Consider the following 24,827-nt stretch of genomic DNA (forward strand, 5'->3'; position numbering starts at 1 on the left):
ATGAGTTGTATGGACAATGGGGCTATGTTGCAATCTCGTTTATCATAGGGATTGCAATTGCCTTTTCCACTTCAGTTTTATTGCTGACTTGTTGTCTCGTTTTGTATGTTTTCTATTGTTTATACCGTGCTTCGCTTAAAACCTTCTTTTTTTGTATGTTAGCGTGTTTTAGTGGCGCTATGTACACTACGTATATTCAAGGGCAAAACAAGCCTCTAGGAGGATCTTACGAAGTTACAAGGGGATTAATACAAAATACACCTCTTATTAACGGGGATCGCCTAACATTTCAAGTTGAAGATCAGAATAAAAATATAGTGCAGTTAAGTTACAAAATTAAATCGGCCTTGGAAAAGAAACAACTGCGACAATTACATGCAGGAGTATCATGTGTATTCGAAGGTGAGAGGAAAGAACCACCAATAGCTCGGAATTTTCATGGTTTTAATTATCGTGATTATTTGTATAAGCAAAATATTCATTTCATATTGGAGGCTACATATATTTCTGAATGCCAAAAAACATCGTTGTCACTCGTGCAATGGATTCTTCTTTTGAGACAGCAAGCAATCTCGGGCGTTACAGAAATGTTTCCAGCGCAATCAGGTGCTTTTATGAATGCATTAGTATTCGGTGATAGACAACAAATGACATTTGAAGTTGAAGAGCAATATCAGCAATTTGGTCTTGTACATTTGTTGGCGATTTCAGGATCGCATATCGTATTGTTAATGGTGATTGTGTATTTTATTTTGCTAAGAAGTGGTGTAACGAGGGAGGTAGCGACAGTATGTCTTATCTTTTGTATTCCTCTATATATGATTTTAGCAGGAGCATCACCGTCTGTTCTAAGAGCTTCTATAACAGGAGTGTTGATGTTGATTGCTTTCATATGTTCTATTCGTTTATCTAGCTTAGATGCTTTAAGCGTTACAGCTATATGTATGCTTATATTTGATCCGTATCTTGTTTTTAATATTGGCTTTCAGTTTTCGTTCGTTGGTAGTTTCGCCTTGCTTTTGTCAGCCCCGCTTTTACTAGATAGTAGTAATGGAGTAATCCGAAATTCCATTTATATTTCTTTTATTTCACAACTCGTTAGTACTCCGATTTTGTTATATCACTTCGGTTATTTTTCTCCATATAGTATTTTTCTTAATATCCTATACGTTCCGTTTTTATCTCTTATTGTATTGCCGGGTAGTATTATCGTTTTGGTATGTATACCAATCGTCCCGTTTCTTGCAAAAGGACTTGCGAATGTACTATCAATAGGTTTGAATCTTTCTAATGATTTTCTAAGTTATTGTGAAAATTTACCATTTATCCGCCTTGTTTTCGGGCAAACATCTATACTTCTTGTAGCTCTATATTACGCGAGTATTGTCAGTATATTGATGGTTTGGGAAAGGCGGGTGTCGAAGAAAATTATGTTCGTAGCTTCGGGTATATTTCTTTTTGTTTGTACATGTCATTATGTATATCCGTATTTTCGAGAAAGTGGGAGTGTTACATTTCTTGATGTTGGACAGGGAGACGCAATTTTAATTCGCCTCCCGTACGATAAAGAGATTTACCTCATTGATACCGGTGGCACAATGCGTGCAAATAAGGAAGAATGGCAACGGAAAAAGCATGAATTTTCTGTTGGAAATGATATTTTAATCCCTTATTTACAAAAGGAAGGGATTAAAACAATTGATAAATTAATTGTAACGCATGGAGATGCGGATCATATAGGTGCTGCGCAAGAGTTATTATCAAATATAACCGTAAAAGAAGTTGTATTTGGCCGAAAAGAACAAGATGCGGTATTAGAAAAATTATTAAAGAAACAGGCATTAGAAAAGGAAGTGAAAATAAGTGAAGTGGGGGAAGGAGAGAGTTGGAGCGTAAATGAAGCAGAATTTTTTGTGTTAGCTCCAACAGGAAAAGCAAGAAGTGAAAATAATGCTTCAATTGTAATATGGGCAAAATTAGGAGGGGCAACGTGGCTGTTTACAGGTGATTTAGAAGAAGAAGGAGAGAAATTTTTAATAGCTACGTATCCAGATTTACGGGCGGATGTTTTAAAGGTTGCTCATCATGGGAGTAATACGTCATCTATAGTGCCTTTTTTGAGCGCTGTACAGCCTGATGTAGCGATTATTTCTGTCGGTGAGCGTAATAGGTATGGGCATCCTCATAAGGAAGTGATAGAGCGTTTGGAGAAGATGGGGATTGAAATATGGCGTACGGATAAGCAAGGCGCTATTTCCTATGTTTTTAAAGTGGAACACGGAACCTTTCGTAGCAAAATCACATATGATGAAACACATGATAGATAAAAAAGAAGACTGCCAGTAAGCAGCAGTCTTTAAGAACCGATAAATTTAATAACAGTTGCAATGATGAAAAGTGTTGCGAAAAAACCAAATGAGACGATAAATCCTACCCCTGAATCAATAGCGTCATTGCGTTTACTTTGAACGTTCTGTTCAAAATCATTCATTTAGAATCCCTCCCCAACATTCCACTTTAGTATAAAATATTGTCAGAAAAAAATCTACAATTTCCATGTGAAGAGAAATCGAGCGTTTTTACTACTTTAGATCATTAAGGAACGCGAGTTTTTTGTTTCCAAGCATGTTAACAGTTGGCACTTATACTCGAATTTTTATTGTGAATAATAAAGGGAAGGTGATTACCGCACACCAATAAGAAACCCGGGGCTTATTGCGTGGCGTTTAATATAAATAAAGGAACGGGTCATAAAGCCTGTTCCTTTGTACTTGTAAAACGAAAGCTAGGGCATTAGTATAAATATATATTGCCAAGTTAGGGAGTAGGAAAAAGTATGAGTGATATACATAAAAAGATTAAAAAGAAGCAGTTTGCTCCAGTGTATTTACTGTATGGAACGGAAGCGTTTTTTATAAATGAAACGATAAAGCTTATTACAACAGAAGCGCTTGAAGAGGAAGATCGCGAGTTTAATGTTGTGACATATGATTTAGAAGAAGCGTATTTAGAAGATGTGGTTGAGGATGCACGTACACTTCCTTTTTTCGGGGAACGTAAAGTGATATTAATAAAATCACCACTATTTTTAACTTCACAAAAAGAAAAATTAGAGCAAAATATAAAAATTTTAGAAGAATATATTGGGGAGCCTTCTCCATTTTCTATTCTTGTTTTTGTTGCGCCTTACGAAAAACTTGATGAACGAAAAAAAATTACAAAACTATTAAAGAAAACAGCGGATGTAGTAGAAGCGAATGCGATGCAAGTGCAGGATGTTCAGAAGTGGATTGTTGCTCGGGCAGATGAAGTGCATGTGCATATAGATAATGCAGCTGTTAGTTTGTTGTTAGAGCTTGTGGGAAGTAATGTAACGATGTTGGCGAAGGAAATGGACAAGTTAACGTTATACGTCGGTATGGGCGGAGAGATTACACCGAAACTCGTTGGGGAGCTTGTGCCAAAATCGGTTGAACAAAATGTGTTTGCTTTGACAGAAAAAGTGGTAAAAAAAGATATCGCGGGTGCGATGCAAATTTTGGATGGATTATTTACGCAGCAAGAGGAACCAATTAAACTGCTTGCGTTATTAGTAAGTCAATTCCGCTTGCTCTATCAAGTGAAAGAGTTACAGCAACGTGGTTATGGACAAAATCAAATTGCGTCTCATATTGGTGTGCATCCATATCGTGTAAAGTTAGCGATGAATCAAACGAAGTTTTTCTCTTTTGAAGAATTAAAAAAAGTGATTATAGAATTAGCGGAAGCTGATTATAGTATGAAGACTGGAAAAATGGATAAGAAACTTGTACTTGAGTTTTTCTTAATGCGGTTAAATCATATGTGATGAAACAAAAAGTTCACGTGCTTAGCACGTGAACTTTTTGTATATAAAAAAACGATCCAAATGGATCGTTTTTTAAACGCCTTACGCGTTTACTTGTTTCGCTAAGCGAGATTTTTGACGAGCTGCAGCGTTTTGGTGGATAAGACCTTTACGAGCTGCTTTGTCAAGTTTTTTAGAAGCAGTTTTGAAAGCTTCTTTAGCATTTTCAAGATCGTTATTAGTAACTAAAGCTTCTACAGTTTTAACAGCAGAACGCATGTCAGACTTGATAGAAGCGTTATGTGAACGACGCTCTTCGCTAAGTTTAGCGCGTTTGATAGCAGATTTGATGTTTGCCATACTTTTCACCTCCCTGGTGCAATCGAATGACTCGATTCTTAACATAGAACAAGTGATATTCTATCAAACGGTGAAGAGAATTGCAATAGTATATCAATGAAATTTCACGTAAAGGAAAGAATGACCTTATATAACTTTGGGAAATCTAACGATATTTACTATGAATTACGGAGGAGATACGATGAAAGAACCATTAGATTTAAGTAAATATAGTGTTAGAACGGACCTTGCTGTCGAGGCACATGAAATGCTGCAAGAGAGTCAAGAAGAGCAAAAAGGGATACAAGGAGTTATTGTCAAAGAGAGGGAAGAAGAAGGTATTACCATTACAAAAGTAACGATTGATGAAATTGCCTCTGAATCGATGGGTAAAAAACCTGGGAGTTATTTAACGCTTGAAGTACAAGGCATACGTCAACAAGATACGGAACTGCAACAAAAAGTAGAGCGCATTTTTGCAAAAGAATTTTCTTATTTCTTAGAAGAGGTTGGCGTTACGAAAGAAGCGAGTTGTTTAATTGTTGGTCTTGGGAATTGGAATGTAACGCCAGATGCGCTTGGACCAATCGTTGTAGAAAATGTATTGGTAACGAGACATTTGTTTCAATTGCAGCCTGAAAGTGTAGAAGAAGGGTTTAGGCCTGTTAGTGCAATTCGGCCGGGGGTAATGGGAATTACAGGAATCGAAACGAGCGATGTCATTTATGGAATCATTGAGAAGACGAAGCCAGACTTTGTCATTGCAATTGATGCATTAGCTGCCCGCTCTATTGAACGAGTAAATAGTACGATACAAATTTCTGATACGGGAATTCATCCTGGATCGGGTGTTGGGAATAAGCGTAAGGAACTTAGTAAAGAAACATTGGGTATTCCTGTTATCGCGATTGGTGTTCCGACTGTGGTTGATGCAGTTTCGATTACAAGCGATACAATTGATTTTATTTTGAAACATTTTGGAAGGGAGATGAAAGAAGGAAACAAACCTTCCCGTTCTTTGTTACCAGCCGGTTTTACATTTGGAGAAAAGAAAAAATTAACAGAAGAAGATATGCCGGATGAAAAGAGTCGGAATATGTTTTTAGGTGCTGTAGGTACACTGGAAGATGAAGAGAAGAGAAAATTAATTTATGAAGTGTTATCTCCTCTTGGTCATAATTTAATGGTGACTCCGAAAGAAGTGGATGCTTTCATAGAGGATATGGCGAATGTAATAGCGAGTGGTTTAAATGCAGCCTTGCATCATCAAATTGACCAAGATAATACAGGAGCATATACACATTGATGGGAAGAGACGATAATCGTTTAAGCCGTTTTTCGCTTTTATGTATATGTAGTGCGGCCTTATGTTTACTTATGATAATAGCAGGGGTGGCACTTGCTAATCATGGTTTGAAAAGTATGAAAGGTTATCAGCAAATGTCGTATGAACAAATCGCTCATATGACAGGAACAGAGGGTGCGGGTGCTGAATCAGAAATTTTGGGAAGTTCGTTTTCCGTTGCTGAAAAACAAAAACAATTAGAAAGCTTAAAAAGCTTTAATGTTGTAGAAGGAATTGGTATGGCAATAGCAAGTGCTACTTATGAAGTAACAAAGTTCGGAACGGATATAGTTGTTGGGAAAGTGAGAGAGATTTTTAGTTAAGGGTAGCAGGAAGAACGGTTGTCTTACCATTTTGTACGACAGCCGTTTTTAGATTTGAAAAAAGTTTGTCTCTTATGGTTTGTTCGCATAAGATATAGATAGAATGATTTGTATTGTAAGCAGCACGAGTTTTCATTGAATCTTTGCTGCTCTATTGATATAATCAGTGCTAGTGTATATTGGCGAGACTATTAGGAGTTGAGAACATAGATGAACAAAGAAGAAAGAGCAAAAAGACAGTCCAAAATCCGTAATTTCTCTATCATTGCTCATATTGACCACGGAAAATCAACGTTAGCAGACCGTATTTTAGAGAAAACAAACGCGTTAACACAACGTGAAATGAAAGCTCAATTGCTTGACTCTATGGATTTAGAGCGTGAGCGCGGTATTACAATTAAATTAAATGCAGTACAACTAACGTATAAAGCGAAAGACGGTGAAGAGTATATTCTTCACTTAATCGATACTCCAGGACACGTCGACTTTACGTACGAAGTATCTCGTAGTTTAGCGGCTTGTGAAGGTGCGATTCTTGTTGTGGATGCAGCACAAGGGATTGAGGCGCAAACATTAGCGAACGTATATTTAGCGCTTGATAATAATTTAGAAATATTACCAGTTATTAATAAGATCGACTTACCAAGTGCGGACCCAGAACGTGTACGTCAAGAGGTAGAAGATGTAATTGGTTTAGATGCATCGGAAGCTGTACTTGCTTCAGCGAAAGCTGGTATTGGTATTGAAGATATTTTAGAACAAATCGTTGAAAAGGTACCAGCTCCAACAGGGGATTCAGAAGAGCCTTTACAATGTATGATTTTCGATTCTTTATATGACCCGTACCGCGGTGTAATTGCATATATCCGTGTTGTAAATGGAACGGTAAAAGTTGGCGATAAAGTACGTATGATGGCAACTGGAAAAGAATTTGAAGTAACAGAAGTAGGTGTGTTTACACCGAAAACAACGCAACGTGACGAGTTAACAGTAGGTGATGTAGGTTTCTTAGCAGCATCTATTAAAAACGTAGGTGATACACGCGTAGGTGATACAATCACACATGCAAAACGTCCGGCTGCAGAGGCGTTAGCAGGTTATCGTAAATTAAACCCGATGGTATTCTGTGGTTTATATCCAATCGATTCTGCACGTTACAACGACTTACGTGATGCGTTAGAAAAATTAGAGTTAAACGATTCTGCTCTTGAGTTTGAACCAGAAACATCTCAAGCGCTAGGATTTGGTTTCCGTTGTGGTTTCTTAGGACTTCTTCACATGGAAATCATTCAAGAACGTATTGAACGTGAATTTAAAATCGATTTAATTACAACAGCACCAAGTGTTATTTATAAAGTTTATTTAACGAACGGTGAAGATGTTATTGTTGATAATCCATCTAATATGCCGGATCCACAATCTATTGATCGTGTAGAAGAGCCGTTTGTGAAGGCTTCAATTATGGTTCCGAATGACTATGTTGGAGCTGTAATGGAAATTTGCCAAGGTAAACGTGGAACGTTTATTGATATGCAATATTTAGATGAAACACGTGTTACACTAACATACGAAATCCCGTTATCAGAAATCGTATATGACTTCTTCGATCAGTTGAAATCAAATACGAAAGGATATGCATCGTTTGACTACGAGTTAATTGGTTACAAACCATCGAAACTTGTGAAAATGGATATTCTTTTAAATAACGAACAAGTCGATGCGCTATCATTTATCGTACACCGTGATTCAGCGTATGATCGTGGTAAAGTAATCGTAGAGAAATTAAAAGAATTAATTCCAAGACAACAGTTCGAAGTACCAATTCAGGCGACTATCGGAAACAAGGTTGTAGCACGTTCTACAATTAAGGCGATGCGTAAAAACGTACTTGCGAAATGTTACGGTGGTGACATTTCTCGTAAGCGTAAACTTCTTGATAAGCAAAAAGAAGGTAAAAAACGTATGAAGTCTGTTGGTTCTGTAGAAGTACCGCAAGAAGCATTCATGGCTGTACTGAAAATGGATGACAACTAATAATGGATTGTTATTTCATGCGGATTGGGATAAAAAAGAAGTCGTTTATACGGCTTCTTTTTTATGTATAATTACTTTTTAGACAACGTAGCTTCTCTCATTTACAATAGTGAGGTGGCTATATTTATGAATGATTGATATAGAGTTAGGAGACTATTAATGTCCGAAAATATTCGAAAAGATATTCACGAAAAAATACAAAATGGCAATTTTAATTGTGAAAAGGAATTGACGCTTTCTATTATTAGCGGGAAGTGGAAAGTTGTGATACTGTGGCATCTTGGTGTGGAAGGGCCTCATCGTTTTAGTGAATTACAACGATTATTCCCAAGCATTTCTCATAAAGTTTTGTCGAACCAATTAAAAGAGTTAATGGAAGATGGGATTGTTGACCGAACGGTATACCCAGAAATTCCTCCGCGAGTAGAGTATTATATGACGGAATTAGGCATGTCGCTTTTACCGATCGTTGAAATGATGTATGATTGGGGAAAAATGCGAATGGAACAAATTCGTAATACGTTAGAGAAGTGAAGATTCCTCCGGAGTGCGGAGGTTTTCTTTTTAGAAAGGTAGGAGTTATATTTGGTTCAAGCTGCATATATTCATATTCCATTTTGTCAGCATATTTGTCACTATTGTGATTTTAATAAAGTGTTTATTGAACGCCAACCGGTCGATCAATATTTAGAGTATTTAGAGAAAGAAATAATAAATACAGTTCAAAAAGTACCGTTTGATAGTATGAAAACGATTTTTGTTGGTGGAGGAACTCCGACAGCGTTAAATATGGAACAGACAAAAAAGTTACTAGATATTATAAACCGTCGCTTACGTCCGTTTGCCCCAAATTGTGAATTAACATTTGAAGCGAATCCAGGTGATTTACCAAAAGAGAAGTTAAATGTATTGCTAGAAGGTGGAGTGAACCGAATTAGTTTTGGTGTGCAAACATTTCGGGATGAGTTGCTTGAGAAAATTGGGCGTAAGCATACGAGGGAAGATGCATTTGTAGCAATTAGAGAAGCGCAGGAAGTGGGCTTTAAAAATATAAATGTAGATATTATTTATGCTCTGCCAGGGCAGACGATAGAAGATGTAAAAGAAACATTAGACATTGCTTTTACGCTTGGTGTACAACATTTCTCAGCATATTCATTAATTGTGGAACCGAAAACTGTGTTTTATAACTTAATGAATAAAGGGAAATTAAGACTTCCAGGTGAAGATCATGAAGCGAAAATGTATGAAATGGTAATGGATGAAATGGAGAAACACGGCTATAGCCAGTATGAAATTAGCAATTTCTCAAAAGGTGATAATGAAAGTAGACACAATCTCACATACTGGAATAATGAGGAGTATTATGGATTTGGAGCTGGAGCGCATAGTTATGTAAATGGAGAACGTATCCAAAATGTAGGGCCGCTCAAGCAATATTTCAATGAAATCGATGAAACTGGATTTCCATATTTAGATGTTCACGCGGTGACGGAGAAAGAAAGAATGGAAGAAGAGTTATTCTTAGGACTTCGAAAAACACAAGGTGTATCTAAAATATTGTTTCAAAAGAAATTTAATATGGAGATGAATCAAGTTTTCGCGAAGCAGTTGCAAAAAAATCAAGAACAAGGATTGCTTGAAGAGAAAGATGGATATGTTCGTTTAACGCGAAAAGGAAAATTATTAGGGAATGAAGTATTCCAATCATTTTTGATTGACTAATTAAATGTTCCATAAACGTGAAAAAGTTTCATTATTTCGTGACGTTTCCGTTGACAATTCAATGTCAATTTTGGTAAGTTATTAATAGATTTAGCACTCGAAGACAAAGAGTGCTAACAGAGGTGATGATGAGATGCTTACGGAACGTCAGCTCTTAATTTTACAAACAATTATTGATGACTTTATTGGATCAGCGCAACCTGTTGGGTCGAGGACGTTGGCTAAGAAAGATGAAATTACGTTTAGTTCAGCTACTATTCGAAATGAAATGGCTGATTTAGAGGAACTAGGATTTATTGAGAAAACGCATAGTTCTTCAGGACGTGTTCCTTCTGAAAAAGGATATCGTTTTTATGTAGACCATCTTTTAGCGCCGCAAAACTTACCGAACGATGAAATTGTACAAATTAAAGATTTATTTGCTGAAAGAATTTTTGAAGCGGAAAAGATTGCACAGCAATCGGCTCAAATTTTATCAGAGCTTACGAATTATACGGCCATTGTTCTTGGACCTAAGTTAAGCACAAATAAACTTAAAAACGTACAAATTGTACCGCTTGATCGTCAAACTGCAGTCGCTATTATTGTAACGGATACAGGGCATGTACAAAGCAAAACGATTACCGTTCCGGAATCTGTTGATTTATCAGATTTAGAAAAAATGGTTAATATTTTAAATGAAAAGCTGTCGGGTGTACCAATGGCAGAACTGCATAACAAAATCTTTAAAGAGATTGTTACAGTTTTACGTGGATATGTTCATAATTACGATAGTGCAATAAAAATGTTAGATGGTACATTTCAAGTTCCTTTATCGGAAAAGATATACTTTGGAGGCAAAGCAAATATGCTTTCGCAACCAGAGTTCCATGACATTCACAAAGTAAGATCCTTGCTGACGATGATTGATAATGAAGCCGAGTTTTATGACATTTTGCGTCATAAACAAGTAGGTATTCAAGTGAACATTGGTAGGGAAAACTCTGCGACGGCCATGGAAGATTGTAGTTTAATTTCTGCAACATATTCGATTGGAGAAGAACAGCTTGGAACAATTGCTATTTTAGGTCCGACAAGAATGCAATACTCTCGGGTAATTAGTTTGTTACAGTTATTTACGAGACAATTTACTGATGGACTTAAAAAGTAAATGAGAGTAATACATTCGCTCAAGTAATGAAATTTTCATTGCTGTGTGTAATATATAATGCTTAAGGAATTGTGTTCAGCATAATACCTAATACCTTTTAAGGAGGTGAATATTGTGGAAGAGCGTAACGAACAAGTGGTAGAAGAAGTAAAAGAAGCGCAAGTTGAAGAAGCTGTCACGACAGAAAACAGTGAAAAAACTGTAGAAGAAAAAAGTGAGGCTGCTCTTTTACAAGAAAAAGTAGATGAGTTACAAGCGAAGCTAACGGAAACGGAAGGTCGCACATTACGTCTACAAGCTGATTTTGAAAATTATAAGCGTCGTGTCCAAATGGATAAACAGGCTGCTGAAAAATATAGAGCACAAAGTCTAGTTTCAGATATTTTGCCAGCTCTTGATAATTTTGAAAGAGCGATGCAAGTGGAAGCAACTGATGAGCAAACGAAATCCTTGTTACAAGGTATGGAAATGGTGCATCGTCAATTGCTAGAAGCGTTGACTAAAGAAGGCGTTGAAGCGATTGAAGCTGTTGGTAAACAGTTTGATCCTAATGAACACCAAGCTATTATGCAAGTGGAAGATAGTGAATTTGAATCAAACGCGGTAGTTGAAGAATTCCAAAAAGGTTATAAACTAAAAGACCGTGTGATTCGCCCATCAATGGTAAAAGTAAATCAATAATTTACATAAAAGTAGGAGGATTCGCCATGAGTAAAATTATCGGTATTGACTTAGGTACAACAAACTCTTGTGTAGCTGTTATGGAAGGTGGAGAACCAAAGGTTATCCCAAATCCAGAAGGAAACCGTACAACACCTTCTGTTGTAGCTTTCAAAAATGAAGAGCGTCAAGTTGGGGAAGTTGCAAAGCGTCAAGCAATTACAAACCCAAATACAATCATGTCTGTTAAACGTCATATGGGTACAGACTACAAAGTAGAAGTTGAAGGTAAAGATTATACACCTCAAGAAATTTCTGCAATCATTTTACAAAACTTAAAAGCTTCTGCTGAAGCATACTTAGGTGAAACAGTAACGAAAGCTGTTATTACAGTACCTGCATACTTCAACGATGCAGAACGTCAAGCAACAAAAGATGCTGGTCGTATCGCTGGTTTAGAAGTTGAGCGTATCATTAACGAACCAACAGCAGCAGCGCTTGCTTACGGTTTAGAAAAACAAGATGAAGAGCAAAAAATCTTAGTATATGACTTAGGTGGCGGTACATTTGACGTATCTATTCTTGAGTTAGCAGATGGAACATTCGAAGTTATTTCAACTGCTGGTGACAACCGTCTTGGTGGAGATGACTTTGACCAAGTTATTATTGACCACTTAGTAGCTGAGTTCAAAAAAGAAAATAACATTGATTTAAGCCAAGATAAAATGGCACTTCAACGTTTGAAAGATGCAGCTGAAAAAGCGAAAAAAGATCTTTCTGGCGTAACACAAACACAAATTTCATTACCATTCATTAGTGCTGGAGCTGCTGGTCCATTACACTTAGAATTAACGTTAACAAGAGCGAAATTCGAAGAGATTTCAGCAGGTCTTGTTGAAAGAACGTTAGAGCCAACTCGTCGTGCATTAAAAGACGCTGGTTTTGCTCCAAGCGAATTAGATAAAGTTATCCTTGTTGGTGGATCTACTCGTATCCCAGCTGTACAAGAAGCTATTAAACGTGAAACTGGTAAAGAACCATATAAAGGTGTAAACCCTGATGAAGTTGTAGCATTAGGTGCTGCAGTTCAAGGTGGCGTACTTACTGGTGATGTAGAAGGCGTACTATTATTAGACGTAACTCCACTTTCTTTAGGTATTGAAACTATGGGTGGTGTGTTCACGAAATTAATCGAGCGTAACACTACAATTCCAACAAGTAAGTCACAAGTATTCTCAACAGCTGCTGATAACCAACCGGCAGTAGACATTCACGTATTACAAGGTGAGCGTCCAATGTCAGCTGACAACAAAACATTAGGTCGTTTCCAATTAACAGACCTTCCACCAGCACCACGTGGTATTCCACAAATCGAAGTAACATTCGATATTGATGCGAACGGTATCGTTAACGTACGTGCAAAAGACTTAGGAACAAGCAAAGAGCAAACTATTACAATCCAATCTTCTTCAGGTCTTTCTGATGAAGAAGTAGATCGTATGGTACAAGAAGCGGAAGCAAATGCTGACGCTGACCAAAAACGTAAGGAAGAAGTTGAACTTCGTAACGAAGCTGACCAACTTGTATTCCAAACGGATAAAGTTGTAAAAGATTTAGAAGGTAAAGTGGATGCGGCTGAAGTTGCAAAAGCAACAGAAGCGAAAGAAGCATTACAAGCTGCGATCGAGAAGAACGAGCTTGAGGAAATCCGTGCGAAAAAAGACGCTTTACAAGAAATCGTACAACAATTAACTGTTAAATTATACGAGCAAGCTCAAGCAGCTGCAGGGCAAGCAGAAGGTGCACAAGGAGCACAAGATGCTGGCGCGAAGAAAGACAATGTAGTAGACGCTGAGTTCGAAGAAGTAAAAGAAGATAAGTAATATAAATAAGTAAGATGACAAAAAGTCAAAGTCAAGCGTGCCTTGACTTTGGCTTTTTTCACGAATGAAAAGAAAAGTGTGAGGTTCTTAAATTTTTTACTTTGCATACTGTAAGTGAGGAAACTTTGTTGCAAAGCACTTTCTTTCGGTGTTAAAATTACGTTTATGTGAAAGATTCGGGGGTTGTAAATTTATGAGTAAACGAGACTATTATGAGGTCCTTGGACTTAGCCAGGGTGCTTCAAAAGATGAAATAAAAAAAGCGTATCGTCGTTTGGCTAAAAAATACCATCCAGACGTAAGTAAAGAAGAAAATGCAATTGAAAAGTTTAAAGAAGTACAAGAAGCATACGAAGTATTAAGCGACGATCAAAAGCGCGCGCAATATGATCAATTTGGTCATGCTGGTGCAAATCAAGGTTTCGGTGGCTTTGGCGGCGGAGGAGACTTCGGCGGTGGCTTCGGTTTCGAAGATATCTTTAGTTCGTTCTTTGGCGGCGGTGGCGGTAGACGTCGTGATCCAAATGCTCCGCGTCAAGGTGCTGACTTACAATATCAAGTTACTTTAGAGTTTGAGGAAGCTATTTTTGGTAAAGAATTAAATGTTGAGATTCCAGTAGAAGATCCATGTGATACTTGTAAAGGTAGCGGAGCGAAACCAGGAACTTCAAAAGAAACATGTAAACATTGTTCAGGATCAGGGCAAGTAAGTGTAGAACAAAATACACCATTTGGTCGTATCGTAAACCGTCAAGCTTGTGGTCATTGTTCAGGAACTGGTCAAATGATTAAAGAAAAATGTACGACATGTCACGGTTCTGGTAAAGTACGTAAACGTAAAAAAATCAATGTTAAAATTCCAGCAGGTATTGATAATGGTCAACAAATTCGTGTATCTGGAAAAGGTGAAGCGGGCGTAAATGGCGGACCGGCAGGAGATTTATATGTTGTTGTTCATGTGAGAAATCATGAATTCTTTGAGCGTGAAGGAGATCACATTATTTGTGAAATGCCATTAACATTTGCGCAAATGGCACTTGGTGCTGAAGTGGAAGTTCCTACTGTTCATGGGAAAGTGAAGCTAAAAATTCCAGCAGGAACACAAACAGGAACAGAATTCCGCTTAAAAGGAAAAGGTGCTCCGAACGTACGTGGATACGGTCAAGGAGATCAATATGTAGTCGTTCGTGTTGTTGTACCGACGAAATTAACTTCACATCAAAAAGAGTTATTACGTGAATTTGCGGGACAAGAAGAGCAGGATGATAGTTTATTTGGAAAGCTTAAACGTGCTTTCAAAGGGGAATAATGGAAATGAAAAATGGAGTTGGTAAATTGTGAAATGGTCAGAAGTTAGTATTCATACAACAGAAGAAGCAGTAGAAGCTGTCTCTCATATTTTACATGAAGCTGGTGCTAGTGGAGTTGCGATTGAGGATCCAGCGGAGTTGACGAAAGAGCGCGAGCAACAATATGGTGAAATTTATGCATTGAACCCAGATGAATATCCGGCGGAAGGTGTATTAATAAAAGCATATTTCCCACAAACGGATTCTTTACAGGAAACGATTGCGGGTGTAAAATCATCTATTGATATGCTTCCATCTTACGACATCGAAATTGGTACTGGAAATATTACCGTTAACGAAGTCAATGAAGAAGATTGGGCTACTGCTTGGAAAAAATATTACCATCCAGTACAAATTTCTGATACATTCACAATTGTGCCGACGTGGGAAGAATATACACCAGCTTCTCCGGAAGAAAAAATTATTGAATTAGATCCAGGTATGGCGTTTGGGACAGGAACTCATCCGACAACAACGATGTGTATTCGTGCTTTAGAAAAAACAGTTCAGCCAGGTGATACTGTCATTGATGTAGGAACAGGTTCTGGTGTACTTAGTATTGCAGCGGCAAAATTAGGTGCCTCTTCTGTTCAAGCGTATGATTTAGATCCGGTTGCAGTGGAAAGTGCAGAAATGAATGTACGTTTAAATAAAACAGATGATATCGTGTCTGTTGGGCAAAATAGTCTTTTAGAAGGTATTGAAGGTCCTGTTGATTTAATCGTAGCTAACTTATTAGCAGAAATTATTCTTTTATTCCCTGAGGATGCAGCAAGAGTTGTGAAGTCGGGCGGATTATTTATTACATCGGGCATTATTGCAGCGAAGGAAAAGATAATTTCTGAAGCGCTAGAAAAAGCTGGATTTACAATTGAAGAAGTATTACGAATGGAAGATTGGGTAGCAATTATTGCACGAAATGCGTAATATAGATTTTAGTTTATAATGAAAAGGGGAGTCTCTCACTATAAGGTGAGGGACTTGCCGTTTGTTATATGAAAAAATGATAACGTTTCGTTCTTTTCGTAAGTGTTGACTTACGAAAGGAACGAAACTCTACTAAGGTGATTATATGCAACGTTATTTTGTAGAAGAGAAATATGTAAATGAGACAAGTATTCGCATTGTAGGTGATGACGTACATCATATCGCAAGAGTGATGCGTATGTCAGCTGGTGATCACATTTATTGCTGTGTAAACGGAAAAACAGCAGTATGTTCAATTGATGAAATTACCAGTGAATTTATTAATACGGCTATTGTAGAATGGGTAGAGGCGTCAAGTGAACTTCCTGTTTTCGTGACGATTGCAAGTGGACTGCCAAAAGGAGACAAGCTAGAGTTAATTTTCCAAAAAGGAACTGAGCTTGGGGCGGCCGCATTTTTACCATTTCAAGCATCTCGCTCTATTGTAAAATGGGATGCGAAAAAAGCTGATAAAAAAGTTGAGCGTTTAAGAAAAATTGTGAAAGAAGCTGCGGAACAATCGCATAGAAGCGAAATTCCAGAAGTGCATGCTCCGGCATCATTTAAGCAATTGCTTTCAATGAGCAGTGAGTATGATGTATGTCTTGTTGCGTACGAAGAGGAAGCGAAACAAGGTGAGAAATCCAATTTTGCTAAAGCTTTAACGACGATGAAACCAGGCCAAAAACTATTGATTGTATTTGGACCAGAAGGTGGTTTAGCGGAGGAAGAGATTACTACGCTTCGTGAACATAAATTTGTACCATGTAGTTTAGGACCAAGAATTTTAAGAACAGAAACGGCGCCGTTATATGCGTTAAGTGCTGCTTCGTATCATTTTGAATTGATGGGGTGATGATCAATGTCAACTGTTGCGTTCCATACGTTAGGTTGTAAAGTAAACCACTATGAAACAGAGGCCATTTGGCAATTGTTTAAACAAGGTGGATATGAAAGAACTGAATATGAAAAGAAAGCTGATGTATATGTTATTAATACGTGTACAGTAACGAATACGGGGGATAAGAAAAGCCGTCAAGTTATTAGACGTGCTGTTCGTCAAAATCCGGATGCGGTTATTTGTGTAACGGGATGTTATGCACAAACATCTCCAGCGGAAATTATGGCGATTCCAGGTGTAGATATTGTAGTTGGTACACAGGATCGTGAAAAGATGTTAGGATACATTGAAGAATTCCGCAAAGAGCGTCAACCAATTAATGCGGTCCGCAACATTATGAAAACACGTGTATACGAAGAACTGGATGTACCTTATTTCACGGATCGTACACGTGCATCTTTAAAAATACAAGAAGGTTGTAATAATTTCTGTACATTCTGTATTATTCCTTGGGCACGTGGTTTAATGCGTTCTCGTGATGGAAAAGAAGTTATTAAACAAGCGCAGCAACTAGTAGATGCAGGTTATAAAGAAATCGTATTAACAGGTATTCATACAGGTGGGTACGGTGAAGATATTAAAGATTATAACTTAGCTGGATTACTTCGTGATATGGAAGCGGAAGTAGGCGGATTAAAACGTCTTCGTATTTCTTCTATTGAAGCGAGTCAGATTTCAGATGAAGTAATTGAAGTGTTAGATAAGTCTGAAGTAGTTGTACGTCACTTGCACATTCCATTGCAATCTGGATCTAATACTGTATTAAAGCGTATGCGTCGTAAGTATACGATGGAATTTTTCCAAGAGCGTTTAGATCGATTGAAAGAAGCGTTACCAGGCCTTGCGATTACATCGGATGTAATTGTTGGTTTCCCAGGTGAAACAGAAGAAGAATTCATGGAAACATACAATTTCATTAAAGAGAATCGCTTCTCTGAGTTACACGTATTCCCTTACTCAAAGCGTACAGGAACACCTGCAGCGCGTATGGAAGATCAAGTTCCTGAAGATGTGAAGAATGATCGTGTTCATCGTTTAATTGAACTATCTAACCAATTAGCGAAAGAGTATGCGTCACAGTTTGAAGGGGAAGTGCTTGAAATCATTCCGGAAGAGCAATTTAAAGAGGGCGACCGTAAAGGGTTATATGTAGGCTATACGGATAACTACTTAAAAATTGTATTTGAAGGATCAGAAGAATTAATTGGTAAGCTAGTGAAAGTGAAAATTACGAAAGCTGGTTATCCATATAACGAAGCGCAATTTGTTCGTGTTCTTGAAGATGATGTAAAAAAAGAATCAGCAAGCGCATAAAATGAAACTTTAATGAGTAGGGTTTTTGTTCCTCCCCACTAATTATCAGCCGGATTTCTACCTAAGTTCTTTGCTTGTGCTGAATCTTGAGATGGGGGTCTTACTGCCCGGCAAATAGCGGGATAAAAAAAGCATGCAAACGGAAACGATTTGCATGCTTTCTTTTTTTCGTGAAGAAGTTAAGTACTGAAAAAGGCAGGTACGTCGAATGAGTAGTTGTTTCGTACATTCCTGCATTAAAAAAGATGTAATGATAAAAATATAGTTGTCTTCAGGGGAAAAGGATAATAGCTATCTACGTAGCTTTTGAACAGGAAAGGGCATCTATTCTTCTTTTATTCTGCCAAATAGTTGACCTGAAGTGATAAAATGTATTATAATCGTAAAAGACATGCTGAAGAAGGGTTTCTTTTTGCATGCTGAAATTAGTATGTAAGTGTGATGTTTCGGAGGGAGGGAAAGAGAATGTCAAAAACAGTCGTTCGTAAAAACGAGTCTTTGGAGGATGCACTTCGCCGTTTTAAAAGATCGGTTTCTAAAACTGGTACACTTGCTGAAGCAAGAAAGCGCGAGTTTTATGAAAAACCAAGTGTAAAACGTAAGAAGAAATCTGAAGCGGCAAGAAAGCGTAAATTCTAAGAGAGGGTGTAAGTGATGAGTCTTCTCGGTCGTTTAAACGATGATATGAAACAAGCGATGAAGAATAAACAAAAAGAAAAATTAACCGTTATTCGTATGGTTAAGGCTGCTTTACAAAATGAAGGTATTAAACTGCAACATACTCTTACTGAAGAAGAGGAATTAACAGTTTTAGCTCGTGAAGTAAAACAGTATAAGGACTCCCTCCTTGAATTTAAAAAAGCTGGTCGTGAAGACCTTGTTAATAAACTGCAAAGTGAAATTCAGATTTTAAGCGCATATTTGCCGGAGCAATTAACAGAAGAAGAACTAGCGAATGTAATTAAGCAAGTTATTTCTGAAGTTGGTGCAACTTCTAAAGCAGATATGGGTAAGGTGATGACTGCTGTTATGCCGAAAGTAAAAGGTAAAACAGACGGATCACTTGTGAATAAGTTGGTTATCCAGCTATTAGCATAAAAAAACGTCTCATTTCGTATGAGACGTTTTTTTATGCTTTTTTTCAGTTTGGACGTGATATTACAAGCTCTTTTTTCATACATATGGGATGAGAGGGGGTCTTTTGAGATGAAAAAATTAGAACAAATGAAGAATTGGTTAACAAAGCAAATAGACCTGCCAGTGGATGTGCTAATGGATCTACCTCGGATCACGCTTGTTGGGCAAGTGCATATCTATATAGAGAATCATCGGGGTTTATTAGTGTTTTCAGATAAAGAAGTAAGATTGTTATTAAAGCACGGTCAATTATTAATTAAAGGGCAATCCTTTATTATTAAAACAATCCTTCCAGAAGAACTTTTGCTTGAAGGAATAATTGAGCAAGTGACGTTTTTAGAAAACGAAAAAAAAGAGGAGTGAGGGAAACTTCCATATGTGAAGTTTTTCTTCGTTATTTTCGTGATTTGACCTTACTATTCAGTTTATCTCGCTATTTATGGGTGGTAGAACTCTTTATTTTATTTTCGTACGAGCTATTTTGCTAATTAAAGTGAAAAAAGTAGTGTGTATACTTTTGGAAAGGTAGTGGAGATAGTAGATGAAAAATAAATGGTTTATAAAATGGCTTGGATATGTAAAAGTACGAATTGAAGGTAGAGGAGCGGAACGGTTCGTTAACGAATGTGTACGTAGAAAATTATTAGTTTGGGATGTTAAGAAGATTGCTGATGAAACGTTAGTTTTTTGTATGTTATTACGAGATGTGAAGAAAATAAAACCAATTTATAGAAAAAATGAATGTAAACTATATTTTATTGGGCGTTACGGTTTTCCTTTTTTGAATAAACGTTTAATTAAAAATAGTGGATTCTTAATTGGTTTTTTAATTTTCTTTTTTGGCATGATTGCATTATCCAATATGGTTTGGAAAATTGAAATTACAGGAGCGAAACCTGAAACAGAATATATATTGATGAAAGAATTGGACAAAATGGGTATTAAAAAAGGAAAATTACAATTCCAAATGCCTAATGTAGAAGATGTACAACGTCATTTGACAGACAATATTAATGCGATTACTTGGGCGGGATTAGAAATAAGAGGAACGACGTACCATTTTAAAATTGTTGAAAAAAACGAGCCGAAAAAAGAAAAGGAACAAAGACCGCAAAATTTAGTTGCAAAAAAAGAAGCGATTGTGACAAAAACATTTGTTGAAGTAGGAAAACCAGTTGTCTTGAAAAATGACCATGTCGAAAAAGGACAGCTTCTCGTATCAGGGATATACGGTAATGAGGAGAGTCCGACGATTGTTTCGGCGAAAGGTATTGTATATGGAGAAACATGGTACACATCTGAGGTGAGTGTACCACTAAAGACGCAATTTCAAGTATATACTGGCAATGCATATAATGAGCATTACCTTACATTTGGGAGTGCGAAAATAAAAATATGGGGATTTCAACATGATAAGTATAAACGCTCTCGTACTGAAAGTGTAAAACACGATGTGAAACTATTTGGTTTTACACTGCCGATCGCGTATGAAAAAGATATTGTACGAGAAGAGGAAGAAGCGAATCGGGAATATACAGAAAAACAGGCAATGAAAGTAGCGAAAGAGATGGCTGAAAAAGAACTAAAGAAAAAATTGGATGAACATGCTATGATTGTAAGTGATAAGATTTTGAGTAAAGAGGTTGAGGCGGATCAACTAAAAGTCACATTGCATTATACTGTGATCGAAAATATTGCAGAGCCACAACCAATATCCGAATCCGATATTCAAGGAGACTGAGTAATGGCAGAACAATTAGTAGAAATGAACCAACAATTGGAAAATGCTAACGAAGCAATCGCTCTTTTTGGAGTCAATGATGCTCATTTGAAAGTAATTGAACGGGAATTGAATGTATCGATTGTAACTAGAGGTGAAACTGTTCATGCATCTGGAGCAGTTGAAACTGTGACACTCGTAGAAAAAATTTTACAGCAATTACTTGTTGTTATTCGAAAAGGTATAACAATTACAGAAAGAGATGTTGCGTATGCAATTCAGCTCGCACAACAAGGGAAAATTGCTCAATTTGAAGAGTTATATGAAGAAGAAATCTTTAAAACGGCAAAAGGTAAATCCATTCGTGTAAAAACAATGGGGCAAAGAAGATATATTCATGCAATGAAGAAGAATGATATTGTATTTGGAATGGGACCTGCTGGGACTGGGAAAACATACTTAGCTGTAGTAATGGCTGTGAGAGCTTTAAAGCAAGGGTATGTAAAGAAAATTATTTTAACGAGACCGGCTGTAGAAGCTGGAGAAAGTTTAGGTTTTTTACCAGGAGATTTGAAAGAGAAGGTAGATCCGTATTTACGTCCATTGTATGATGCTTTGCACGATATTCTTGGACAAGAATATACGCAACGTATGATGGAGCGAGGGGTAATTGAAATTGCACCTCTTGCTTATATGAGAGGGCGTACGCTCGATGATTCATTTGTTATTTTAGATGAAGCGCAAAATACAACGGGTGCACAAATAAAAATGTTTTTAACTAGATTAGGTTTTAGTTCTAAAATGGTTATTACGGGGGACCCTTCACAAGTAGACTTACCAAAAGGGGTAAAATCAGGGCTTTCGCTAGCTTCTAACATTTTATCTGGTGTATCAGGTCTTTCATTCATTACATTAGAACAAACGGACGTTGTGAGGCATCCGCTGGTGCAACGTATTATTGAGGCATATGATAAAATGGAATGATCCTATTTGTCAGGATCATTTCTTTTTGTATTAAGGTTGGCGAACGGCATATTTTTTACTATCATAAAAGATAAGAGAAATAAACTATAGGTGCTGGTGTATCAAAATGTTACTTAAAAGTATTGTTGGCTAGAAGAAATGAAAGCTATAAATAGTTTCACTTTATTTCTGGAGAGGAGAAGGTATTGAAATCATGTTAAGATCTGAAGAAATTTCTAAGTGGTTTCGTAATTTACAACATTCGAAAAAACTAAGTTGGATTTCTTACGTTTTATTAGGAGCAGTGCTGTTTTTTGCACTTATGAATAATGTAAAACCAGAGCAATTAGATGTTGATATGTATTCTATTGCAAAAAAAACAATTCATTCTCCTATTAAAATTGAAGATAAGGTTATAACGGACAGAAAAAAACAAGAGGCCGCTCAAAAAGTTGGAGATCAATATACATATAGAAGTGAATATAAACAAAATAGAGTAGATATTGTAAATGATGTTTTTGCTAAGGTAAATGAAGCAATTCAAGAGATGAAAGCTGCTGGACCTGAAGAGCAAAAAAAGATGACCGATGCAAATAAATTAGAAAAATTGAAGAAGAAGTTGCCATCTAATTTAACAAAGGAATTATCTGATGAGAATTTATTATATTTTATTAATGCAGAACCAGATCAATTAGAATTAGCAAAGAACGCGGCTCTAACGTCTATTAGTGTTATTATGGGTGGAAATATTAAAATGTCCGAAGAAATAGCAGCAAAAGAGCGATTTGTTAATGAAATGAAAAGCCTCAATGTGAATAGTGGATTGAAGGAAGCTGTGAACGCGCTAGGATCATATGCGATTACAGCAAATTATTTTTATGATCCGGCTGTAACGAAAGAGAAGAAGAAAGCGGAAGAAGATTTAATTCCACCTGTTTATATTCTTCAAGGACAAGTTATTGTTAGAGAAGGTGAAACAATTTCAAGTGATATGTATAATCAGTTGAAATTAGTCGGTTTATTAGAGAAAGGTAATAGTTTTCAGCCTTATGTTGGATTAGCAGTGCTCATTGGTGTGTTACTGTACTTTATGCATAAGCAGTTTGAAGTATTTTTACAGCGTAAAAGAGAAGATAGACCGTATATTTTAGCGTATATTACAATTTTATCTATCACGATTGTTTTAATGAAAACGATTAGTTTGTTTCAAAAGCTTGAATATGCAGGAATTGCGTATGTTGTCCCGGTTGCGATGGGAACAATACTTGTAAAACTAATGATTGGCGACCGATTTGTATTTTTAACAAGTATGATTTTTTCTGTGTGCGGAAGTATTATGTTTAATGAAGGGGTAACAAGTACACTGAATTATAGTGTAGGTATTTATGTGTTGTTAAGTTCATTATCAGTAAGTATTTTCTTAAGAGAAAAAAATCGTCGTACGATGATTTTGCAAGCTGGTATACTCGTTTCTATCTTAAATGTGGTCGTCTTAGCGGCGTTATTATTATTACGTAATGGGAATTTTTCACCTCTTGAAATTGGAACGCAATTATTGATGGCTTCCGTTTCAGGAATTATCTCATCCGTTTTGGCTATGGGGATATTACCGTATTTAGAGAGTGGACTTGGAATTGTATCAAGCATGAAGCTTATGGAACTATCAAGTCCGAATCATCCGCTTTTACGTAGAATTTTGTTAGAAGCGCCAGGAACGTATCACCACAGTGTAATGGTAGCGAATCTTTCTGAGGCAGCGTGTGAAGCGGTTGGAGCAAATGGTGTATTAGCACGTGTAGGGGCGTATTATCATGATGTAGGAAAAACAGTACAACCGCAATTTTTTATTGAAAACCAGATGGGAATTGAAAATCCACATGATAAATTAGATCCTGTGACGAGTAAAGATATTATCATTGCTCATGTAACAGATGGAGTCAGAATGCTCGAAGAATACCATATTCCGCAAGAAATTATCGATATTGCTGGACAACACCATGGTACAACATTACTTAAATATTTTTATTATAAGGCGATTAAAGAAGATAAAGAAAAATATACAGAAGAGATGTTTCGCTATCCGGGATCAAAAGCAACTTCTAAAGAGTCGGCAATTGTTGGTATTGCTGATAGTGTTGAGGCGGCGGTACGTTCTATGAATCACCCAACGCCAGATCAAATTAATAATTTAGTACAAAGTATTATTAAAGATCGCCTGCAAGATGGGCAATTTAGTGAATGTGATTTGACGTTTAAGGAACTACAAATCGTTGGAAAAACGTTATGTGAAACGTTAAATGGTATTTTCCATTCGCGTATTACATATCCGGAACCACCGGAAGAGAAGGAGAAAGAATGAGTTTATTAATTGATTTCATTGATGAAACAGAAGAAGTGAAAGAAGAATATGTGAATTTAATTCGTGAGATATTAGAAAAAGCAGCTCAAATGGAAAAAATAGAGGATGGTGCGGAGTTATCAGTGACATTTGTAGATAACGAACGCATTCGCGAGATTAATCGTGATTACCGAGATAAGGATCAGCCTACTGATGTCATTTCCTTTGCTATGGAAGAAATGGGAGAAGGAGAAATGGAAATTGTAGGTGCAGAGATGCCTCGTATGTTAGGTGACCTTATTATTTCTATTCCGAGAGCGAAAGAACAAGCTGAAGAGTATGGACATTCTTTTGATCGTGAACTTGGCTTTTTAGCGTTACATGGCTTTTTACATTTACTTGGTTATGACCACATGACAGAAGAGGATGAAAAAGAAATGTTTGGAAGACAAAAAGAAATTTTAGAGGCATTTGGATTAGGTCGATGAAAAAAGGAAAACTTATAAATAGTTTTGGATATGCTATAGCAGGTATATTCTTTTGTCTTCGTCATGAACGCAATATGAAAATTCATTATGTAGCCGCAGTCATTGTTATATGCTGCGGCTTTTATTTCCATATTACGAAAGTAGAGTGGATCGTATTACTTATTGTAATAGGAATTGTAATGAGTTTAGAGATGGTAAATACGGCTGTGGAAAAAACAGTAGATTTAGCGACTACCGATATACATCCGTTTGCGAAAATTGCAAAGGATGTCGCAGCCGGATCGGTTTTATTGTTTGCGATAATAGCCGTTATAATTGGTGCTATTATCTTTTTGCCGTATGTGGTATAGTTGCATTCCAAAGCTT

Annotated in this window: 24 protein-coding genes; 22 read left to right on the top strand and 2 right to left on the bottom strand. The window is 36.9% G+C overall.

The window, feature by feature from the left end:
- Positions 1 to 5: 5 nt before the first annotated feature.
- Positions 6 to 2,327, top strand: a complete 2,322-nt coding sequence (locus QCI46_RS05695; RefSeq protein WP_353839774.1) for a DNA internalization-related competence protein ComEC/Rec2 — start codon at positions 6 to 8, stop codon at positions 2,325 to 2,327.
- Between the two features lie 29 nt (positions 2,328 to 2,356).
- Here QCI46_RS05695 and QCI46_RS05700 read toward each other — a convergent pair whose 3' ends face one another.
- A complete protein-coding gene (locus tag QCI46_RS05700) occupies positions 2,357 to 2,491 on the bottom strand; it encodes a YqzM family protein (protein ID WP_000997609.1) in 135 nt (44 codons plus the stop codon).
- 345 nt (positions 2,492 to 2,836) lie between these two features.
- Between QCI46_RS05700 and holA the strand changes: the two genes are divergently transcribed.
- Positions 2,837 to 3,847, top strand: a complete 1,011-nt coding sequence (holA, locus tag QCI46_RS05705) for a DNA polymerase III subunit delta (protein WP_001279932.1) — start codon at positions 2,837 to 2,839, stop codon at positions 3,845 to 3,847.
- Positions 3,848 to 3,928: 81 nt separating this feature from the next.
- Here holA and rpsT read toward each other — a convergent pair whose 3' ends face one another.
- A complete protein-coding gene (gene rpsT / locus QCI46_RS05710) occupies positions 3,929 to 4,186 on the bottom strand; it encodes a 30S ribosomal protein S20 (RefSeq protein ID WP_001274014.1) in 258 nt (85 codons plus the stop codon).
- Between the two features lie 181 nt (positions 4,187 to 4,367).
- Here rpsT and gpr point away from each other — a divergent pair, with 181 nt between their 5' ends.
- From gpr to QCI46_RS05810, 20 genes are all read left to right on the top strand, one after another.
- Positions 4,368 to 5,471: a GPR endopeptidase gene (gpr, locus tag QCI46_RS05715; RefSeq protein ID WP_000662625.1), complete on the top strand. Its 1,104-nt coding sequence runs from the start codon at positions 4,368 to 4,370 to the stop codon at positions 5,469 to 5,471.
- Positions 5,468 to 5,833: a YqxA family protein gene (locus QCI46_RS05720; RefSeq protein WP_002107663.1), complete on the top strand. Its 366-nt coding sequence runs from the start codon at positions 5,468 to 5,470 to the stop codon at positions 5,831 to 5,833. The genes gpr and QCI46_RS05720 overlap by 4 nt, the downstream gene beginning before the upstream one ends.
- Positions 5,834 to 6,043: 210 nt before the next feature.
- The gene (gene lepA, locus QCI46_RS05725; RefSeq protein WP_001030960.1) at positions 6,044 to 7,867 is read left to right on the top strand and encodes an elongation factor 4; all 1,824 of its coding nucleotides are present in this window, start codon (positions 6,044 to 6,046) and stop codon (positions 7,865 to 7,867) included.
- A gap of 159 nt (positions 7,868 to 8,026) precedes the next feature.
- Positions 8,027 to 8,401, top strand: a complete 375-nt coding sequence (locus tag QCI46_RS05730; protein ID WP_001293536.1) for a winged helix-turn-helix transcriptional regulator — start codon at positions 8,027 to 8,029, stop codon at positions 8,399 to 8,401.
- A gap of 51 nt (positions 8,402 to 8,452) precedes the next feature.
- Positions 8,453 to 9,592 (top strand): radical SAM family heme chaperone HemW, encoded by a 1,140-nt coding sequence (gene hemW / locus QCI46_RS05735; protein WP_353839775.1) that lies wholly within the window; start codon positions 8,453 to 8,455, stop codon positions 9,590 to 9,592.
- A 133-nt stretch (positions 9,593 to 9,725) separates the two neighbouring features.
- Positions 9,726 to 10,742 carry a heat-inducible transcriptional repressor HrcA gene (gene hrcA / locus QCI46_RS05740; protein WP_000954947.1) on the top strand — a complete coding sequence of 339 codons (1,017 nt, stop codon included), beginning with the start codon at positions 9,726 to 9,728 and terminating at the stop codon, positions 10,740 to 10,742.
- Positions 10,743 to 10,856: 114 nt separating this feature from the next.
- Positions 10,857 to 11,423, top strand: coding sequence for a nucleotide exchange factor GrpE (gene grpE, locus QCI46_RS05745; RefSeq protein ID WP_000392716.1), 567 nt, complete (start codon positions 10,857 to 10,859; stop codon positions 11,421 to 11,423).
- A 26-nt stretch (positions 11,424 to 11,449) separates the two neighbouring features.
- Positions 11,450 to 13,285: a chaperone protein DnaK gene (gene dnaK, locus QCI46_RS05750; protein WP_000034697.1), complete on the top strand. Its 1,836-nt coding sequence runs from the start codon at positions 11,450 to 11,452 to the stop codon at positions 13,283 to 13,285.
- Positions 13,286 to 13,478: 193 nt separating this feature from the next.
- Complete coding sequence (gene dnaJ, locus QCI46_RS05755) at positions 13,479 to 14,594, top strand: chaperone protein DnaJ (protein WP_000043954.1); 1,116 nt, start codon at positions 13,479 to 13,481, stop codon at positions 14,592 to 14,594.
- Between the two features lie 28 nt (positions 14,595 to 14,622).
- On the top strand, positions 14,623 to 15,561 hold the full coding sequence (prmA, locus tag QCI46_RS05760; protein ID WP_000872122.1) for a 50S ribosomal protein L11 methyltransferase: 939 nt from the start codon (positions 14,623 to 14,625) through the stop codon (positions 15,559 to 15,561).
- Between the two features lie 145 nt (positions 15,562 to 15,706).
- A complete protein-coding gene (locus QCI46_RS05765) occupies positions 15,707 to 16,456 on the top strand; it encodes a 16S rRNA (uracil(1498)-N(3))-methyltransferase (RefSeq protein WP_353839776.1) in 750 nt (249 codons plus the stop codon).
- A gap of 6 nt (positions 16,457 to 16,462) precedes the next feature.
- Positions 16,463 to 17,815, top strand: a complete 1,353-nt coding sequence (mtaB, locus tag QCI46_RS05770; RefSeq protein ID WP_000108688.1) for a tRNA (N(6)-L-threonylcarbamoyladenosine(37)-C(2))-methylthiotransferase MtaB — start codon at positions 16,463 to 16,465, stop codon at positions 17,813 to 17,815.
- Between the two features lie 465 nt (positions 17,816 to 18,280).
- Entirely contained in the window at positions 18,281 to 18,454 is a 174-nt protein-coding gene (rpsU, locus tag QCI46_RS05775) for a 30S ribosomal protein S21 (protein WP_000048061.1), read from the top strand.
- Positions 18,455 to 18,469: 15 nt separating this feature from the next.
- Positions 18,470 to 18,913 (top strand): GatB/YqeY domain-containing protein, encoded by a 444-nt coding sequence (locus tag QCI46_RS05780; RefSeq protein WP_000054579.1) that lies wholly within the window; start codon positions 18,470 to 18,472, stop codon positions 18,911 to 18,913.
- Between the two features lie 108 nt (positions 18,914 to 19,021).
- The gene (gene yqfC, locus QCI46_RS05785) at positions 19,022 to 19,315 is read left to right on the top strand and encodes a sporulation protein YqfC (RefSeq protein ID WP_000732264.1); all 294 of its coding nucleotides are present in this window, start codon (positions 19,022 to 19,024) and stop codon (positions 19,313 to 19,315) included.
- A gap of 178 nt (positions 19,316 to 19,493) precedes the next feature.
- Positions 19,494 to 20,693 (top strand): sporulation protein YqfD, encoded by a 1,200-nt coding sequence (yqfD, locus tag QCI46_RS05790; RefSeq protein WP_000792473.1) that lies wholly within the window; start codon positions 19,494 to 19,496, stop codon positions 20,691 to 20,693.
- 3 nt (positions 20,694 to 20,696) lie between these two features.
- Positions 20,697 to 21,656, top strand: coding sequence for a PhoH family protein (locus QCI46_RS05795; protein WP_353839778.1), 960 nt, complete (start codon positions 20,697 to 20,699; stop codon positions 21,654 to 21,656).
- Between the two features lie 193 nt (positions 21,657 to 21,849).
- On the top strand, positions 21,850 to 23,994 hold the full coding sequence (locus QCI46_RS05800; RefSeq protein ID WP_048541521.1) for an HD family phosphohydrolase: 2,145 nt from the start codon (positions 21,850 to 21,852) through the stop codon (positions 23,992 to 23,994).
- A complete protein-coding gene (gene ybeY, locus QCI46_RS05805; RefSeq protein ID WP_000054689.1) occupies positions 23,991 to 24,461 on the top strand; it encodes an rRNA maturation RNase YbeY in 471 nt (156 codons plus the stop codon). Before QCI46_RS05800 ends, ybeY begins: the two co-directional genes overlap by 4 nt.
- Positions 24,458 to 24,811, top strand: a complete 354-nt coding sequence (locus tag QCI46_RS05810) for a diacylglycerol kinase family protein (protein ID WP_149213020.1) — start codon at positions 24,458 to 24,460, stop codon at positions 24,809 to 24,811. Before ybeY ends, QCI46_RS05810 begins: the two co-directional genes overlap by 4 nt.
- The last annotated feature ends 16 nt before the right edge of the window (positions 24,812 to 24,827 follow it).

Origin of the sequence: Bacillus cereus group sp. RP32 (genome assembly GCF_040459735.1) — a bacterium.
In the GTDB taxonomy this organism is placed as follows: domain Bacteria; phylum Bacillota; class Bacilli; order Bacillales; family Bacillaceae_G; genus Bacillus_A; species Bacillus_A wiedmannii.